Below are 5,161 nucleotides of genomic sequence, written 5' to 3'. Positions count from 1 at the left end.
CCCCTGAACCGGCAGGCCGAACGCTACGCGAAGGAGGGCGTCGAGATCAGCCTTTCCACCCTGGCCGACCAGGTCGGGGCCTGCGCCGTCGCCCTGCAGCCGATCCACGATCTGATCCGCGCCCATGGCGCATCGACGGCGCGGACGAGCCGGCAGAAGGCACCGACCTGCGCGGCTTCTTCCGCGCCATGGCGGACAGGAGCGAGGGGCGGGAGGCCTCGTTCAGGTCAGCTTTCTGGTTTCACTCTGATCATGGACCATTCCGGCCCAGTTCACTGGCGGAGGCTGCGGCGCAGCACCCCTTCCATCCAGTCGGCAAAGGCCGTGAGGCGGCGCAGAGGCCGTGAACTGCCGGGAAACAGCAGGTGCATCGGCATCGGCTCGGCCCGATGATCGGGCATGATCTCGACCAACTCGCCCGCGGCAAGGTGATGGGCCACATCATAGGCAGGGATCTGGATCAGACCCATCCCCGCCAGCGCGCAGGCGATATAGCCTTCGGCACTGTTGGCGCTGATGCGCCATGGCACCGGGCGTGTCTGGACCCGGCCTCTGTCCCGCCATTCCCAGTCCGCCACCCGCCCGGTCGACGGTGACGCATAGGCGACCTGCCAGTGCCGGTCCAGATCGGCGGGCGCAAGCGGCGTCCCATACTGCGCCAGATAGGCCGGGCTTGCCACGTTGATCTGGGCGATCTCTCCCAGCTTTCGTGCGCGCAGGCCGGAATTGGGCAGCGGGCCGACGCGCAGCGCCAGATCCACCCGCTCGCCCACCAGGTCGACGGTGCGGTCGGTCATGCCAAGCTCGACCCGGATGCCGGGCCAGAGCGACAGGAACCCAGGCAGGGCGGGCGCCAGGATCAGCCGCCCGATCCGCCCCGGAACATCCACCCGGATGCGCCCTTCGAGCCGGCGCGAAGCGGAGCGGAACATCGCCTCCATCTCCTCACTTTCGGCCAGAAAGCCCAGGCAGCGGTCGTAAAACTCCTCCCCCTCGTTGGTCGGGGCGACCATCCGTGTCGTGCGATTCAGCAACCGGGTGCCAAGTCGAGCCTCGAGTTCGGCAATGGCGGTCGAGACGCTGGAGCGCGGCATCTGCAACGTATCCGCCGCCTTGGTGAAGCTGCGGGTTTCGATGACGCGGGTAAAGATGCGGTAAAGCTCGATCCGGTCCATTGTTCGGCATTTTCGACAGGTGAAGTCAGCATCGCCGGATTTATGGCGAAATTCCAGAACATAAATTGCGATGACAGGACATTGGAAGGAGAATGCCATGACGACCCGGACCCTCGAGGACAAGGTCATTCTGATCGCGGGCGGGGCCAAGAACCTCGGCGGCCTGCTGGCGCGGGATTTCGCGGCGCAAGGCGCGAGGGCCATCGTGATCCATTATAACAGCGCGGCCAGCGCCAAGGATGCCGAGGCGACCGTCGCGGCGGTCAGGACAGCGGGCGCGCAGGCCCTTGCGATCCAGGCCGACCTGACCACGGCGGGCGCGGTGGAGAAGCTTTTCGCCGATGCCATCGCCGCCTTCGGCCGCCCCGACATCGCCATCAACACCGTCGGAAAGGTGCTGAAGAAGCCGATCGCCGAGATCACCGAAGCCGAGTATGACGAGATGAGCGCGGTCAACGCCAAATCGGCCTTCTTCTTCCTGAAGGAGGCGGGCAAGGCGCTGAACGACAACGGGTCGATCTGCACGCTGGTCACGTCGCTTCTGGGTGCCTACACGCCCTTCTATTCCAGCTATGCGGGCACCAAGGCCCCGGTCGAACATTTCACGCGCGCGGCCTCGAAGGAATTTGGCGAGCGGGGCATTTCCGTCACCGCCATCGGCCCCGGACCGATGGATACGCCATTCTTCTATGGGCAGGAGACCCCCGAGGCACAGGCCTATCACAAGACGGCTGCCGCCCTGTCGCCATTCTCGAAAACCGGCCTCACCGACATCGAGGACATCGCACCCTGGATCCGCTTCCTCGTGACAGAGGGCTGGTGGATGACGGGCCAGACGATCCTGGTCAACGGCGGCTATACCACCAAATAATCTGTTGCGTAACGAGTGCGCGGTTGGGCGAGCAATTGCCCGACCGCAGGTAAACTTTGACGTATCTTCTGATCCTCGCCGGCAGGTGAAGGAAGTTTCATGGTGCTGTTTTTCGCGCCGCATTTTCGGAATCTGCAATCACAGTTTGAGCCAAGGCGCAAAGGTGATGTCCTGCAGATCCTCGTGTCCGCGCTGCGGTCAATCACTGACGTCTGTCACGCTGCCTTTCCGTCTCCGAGTGACCGTGCAGTGACCGCGGACATCTTCGTATATGATGACAAGATGTCCGACCCCGCCTCCGAGGTCGTCTAAGCGCCTCAGAAATATACCAAAAACGCCGCAAGGGAATGGTGGGCGGTGAGGGATTCGAACCCCCGACATCTTCGGTGTAAAGCCAGAAATTGCTTTGTCACGCCAGCGCAGCCCATGACACCGAACGGCACGATATTGCAAGATTCGCAACATCGAGAAAACGGCCATCGGGACGACAGCAATGTGCAAAAACGTCGAGGGATGGGCAATATAGTCGAATCTGGCACTGGTGACCGGATGGTGACCGCGCGCTATCGCGTTTGATTTTCGGTCTCGACAGCATGGTGACAGCGCGCCGAAGGCGTGGTATGAAAAAGCCATACCGGAAGGGAGATCCGCATATGGCAGCCGTGGAAAAGCGCACCGTCAGCCTGCCGCCTGAACATGCCGCCTTCATCGACGAACTTGTCGCGTCCGGTAGCTATGCCTCGGCCAGCGAAGTGGTCCGTGCTGGTCTGCGCGCACTGCAAGAGCGCAACGCAGCCGTCGAACGCTGGCTGCGCGAAGAGGTCGCCCCAGTCTACGACGCCATGGAGGCCGACCCGGAACGCGGTCGCACGGCGGAGGAGGTATTTGGTTCTATCCGCGAACGGCATAAAAAGGCACTCGCGGGCCGCGCGTGAGGGAACGTCGCGTCGTCTTCGCGCCGGAGGCCGCCGAGGATCTTGTCGGCCTTTACGACTGGATCGCACAGCAGGCCTCTCCGTCAGTCGCAATGGCCTATCTCGAACGGGTGGAAGCCTTTTGCCTGCGCCTCCGCATCGGATCGGAACGCGGACATCTGCGCGCTGACATCCGCCCGGGCCTGCGCATCATCGGCTTCGAGCGCCGCCTGACCATCGCCTTCGTGGTTGGCGAGGATGCGGTGACGATCCTGCGGGTCTTTGCGGCAGGCAGGAACTGGGAACAATCGCTCTGACACCGCACCACCTTTCGGCCAGCTTGCAAGGCGCAGTGGTCGGGGGCATAGTGCCAGCGGACTTGGCTCTGCGGCCTTGCCAGCTTGACCTTCCAGGAGCCGCCCGGCTTGTCCAATCCTTCCGCCATCTTTCCCCTTCTGATCGGATCCAGGGCCGACAATGTCACCGGGTTGTCTGGTCTTTAACGACCGGCAACCCCGATCATACCGCTGATCCAACCGGTCACCGCGCTGAAGGCTGCGGGTTCAAATCTACGGGAAATGACATGGCATTGTGGGAAACCCTGGCCCGCGCGCGCACCGCGTCGGGCGACGACATCATTGTGCGCCAGCGCGACGAAATCTATGAAATCCGTTATAATGGCATCGAACTGATGTCCAACCTCAACTGTCAATCGGAAACCCAGCTGGCCGTACGGTCGATGCGGCGGCTGGACTTTCAGGCGAAGCGCGTCCTGATCGGAGGGCTTGGGCTGGGCTACAGCCTGCGCGCGCTGCTTGATCTTGCCGCCACCGACACGAAGGTCACGGTCTGCGAGATCATTCCCGAGGTGGTCTCGTGGAACCGCGGGCCGTTGGCACATCTGGCAGGCAGCCCGCTTGAGGATCCGCGCAGCGCGTTGGTGATCGGTGATGTGCGGGACCATCTGGCATCGTCCAAAGGGTGCTACGACCTGATCCTGCTCGATACGGACAATGGTCCGGATTTCGTGGTCCGCCCGGAAAATGAAACTCTCTATCAGGATTGCGGCATCGCCGAGGTCGCTGAGGCGCTGACCCCCGGCGGGCTGGCTGCATTCTGGTCGGCAACCGCATCCGAGCGGTTCGAAAGAACACTGGCACGATATCCGTGGAACTGGATCCGAGAGGATATCCCACTGGTGCCGGGCCGCGTCGACGCGATGCATCACATCTACAGCTGCGCCCTGGAGGCCCGGCTACTGGGGTTGAGGCAGGCAAGCTGACGCGAATGCGAGGCATGGGCAGCGTACGAACCGCCTGCCCTCCGCCCGGCCTTGCTTGTTGCACGAAACCGCTCTCGCCGGTAGGCTGGGCCGCATTTAGAGCCCTTTCGCATTGCACGCAGATGCCATTACGCCAGACGACGGTTGCTGACCGGTCCAGTTTGCCCGCGCCATTGGGCGCGCTTGCCGATGCCTTGCCCGCCGCTTCTGCCGGTCTGATCGATGCGCTCTTCGGGCCGGATGCCCCGAAACATGTCTTCATGCTGGTGGACGCCTCGCTGCGCAGCGACATCACCGGCTTCTTCGACCTCGACAGCATCGGCCAGCCCGCCGCCTGCCTGTTCGACGGGGCAGCGACCGAAAGCGCGCAGGAGACCGCGCCCTGGCTGGTCGACCTGACGATCCCCGCGCCGGACAATCCGGGGGCGCTGTCCTTTCACCGAAAATTCTTCCAGCAGCACTGGCCGGTCGGCACCAGCCTGCTGATCCAGACCGATGCCGGCTTTGACGCGATCCGCCGTCACCTGCGCCGCTTCACCAGATTGCCGGTGCAGGACGACGGCAAGCTGCGCTTCTTCCGGTTCTGGGATCCCCGCGTCCTGCGCCCGTTTCTGGACGCCATTCAGGATGACGCCCCGCGCCTGCGCCGGATGATGCTGACGGATGACGGAACCCCGATCCACTATGTCATCCGCCACGAGGATGCCGACCTTCGGCTTTCGCCCGTCACGGAAGAACTGGCCGGCGAACCCGTCACGCCGATGCGCCTGAACTATGCGGATTTCGACCCGATTGGTCTGCCCCCTGAAAAGTGGTCCTCCCTGAAGTAGGCTATTTAGCCTTAGAGAGGATTTTGGAATGCCCCAGAAGAAGCACAAGCCCGAAGAGATCGTGGCGAAGCTGCGCCAGGTCGACGTTT

The 5,161-nt window shown here is 63.2% G+C and carries 6 protein-coding genes and 1 pseudogene; 6 read left to right on the top strand and 1 reads right to left on the bottom strand.

What is annotated here, in order from left to right; translation table 11 throughout:
- Nucleotides 1-144 (top strand): annotated as a pseudogene (locus C9E82_RS23465) (IS66 family transposase); the annotation flags it as partial.
- A 128-nt stretch (nucleotides 145-272) separates the two neighbouring features.
- Here the strand turns inward: C9E82_RS23465 and C9E82_RS23460 are convergent.
- Nucleotides 273-1,175, bottom strand: a complete 903-nt coding sequence (locus tag C9E82_RS23460) for a LysR family transcriptional regulator (protein ID WP_119901077.1) — start codon at nucleotides 1,173-1,175, stop codon at nucleotides 273-275.
- Between the two features lie 97 nt (nucleotides 1,176-1,272).
- Between C9E82_RS23460 and C9E82_RS23455 the strand changes: the two genes are divergently transcribed.
- From C9E82_RS23455 to C9E82_RS23430, 5 genes are all read left to right on the top strand, one after another.
- Entirely contained in the window at nucleotides 1,273-2,046 is a 774-nt protein-coding gene (locus tag C9E82_RS23455) for an SDR family oxidoreductase (RefSeq protein WP_119901078.1), read from the top strand.
- Between the two features lie 653 nt (nucleotides 2,047-2,699).
- A complete protein-coding gene (locus tag C9E82_RS23445) occupies nucleotides 2,700-2,981 on the top strand; it encodes a type II toxin-antitoxin system ParD family antitoxin (protein WP_119901080.1) in 282 nt (93 codons plus the stop codon).
- Nucleotides 2,978-3,277, top strand: a complete 300-nt coding sequence (locus tag C9E82_RS23440; protein WP_119901081.1) for a type II toxin-antitoxin system RelE/ParE family toxin — start codon at nucleotides 2,978-2,980, stop codon at nucleotides 3,275-3,277. The genes C9E82_RS23445 and C9E82_RS23440 overlap by 4 nt, the downstream gene beginning before the upstream one ends.
- Nucleotides 3,278-3,543: 266 nt before the next feature.
- A complete protein-coding gene (locus tag C9E82_RS23435; RefSeq protein WP_119901082.1) occupies nucleotides 3,544-4,242 on the top strand; it encodes a spermidine synthase in 699 nt (232 codons plus the stop codon).
- 194 nt (nucleotides 4,243-4,436) lie between these two features.
- Nucleotides 4,437-5,072 (top strand): DUF4123 domain-containing protein, encoded by a 636-nt coding sequence (locus tag C9E82_RS23430; protein WP_183154143.1) that lies wholly within the window; start codon nucleotides 4,437-4,439, stop codon nucleotides 5,070-5,072.
- The last annotated feature ends 89 nt before the right edge of the window (nucleotides 5,073-5,161 follow it).

This window comes from Paracoccus sigandri (genome assembly GCF_003709565.1).
GTDB lineage: Bacteria > Pseudomonadota > Alphaproteobacteria > Rhodobacterales > Rhodobacteraceae > Paracoccus > Paracoccus siganidrum.
This window is presented reverse-complemented; position numbering and strand designations above follow the sequence as displayed.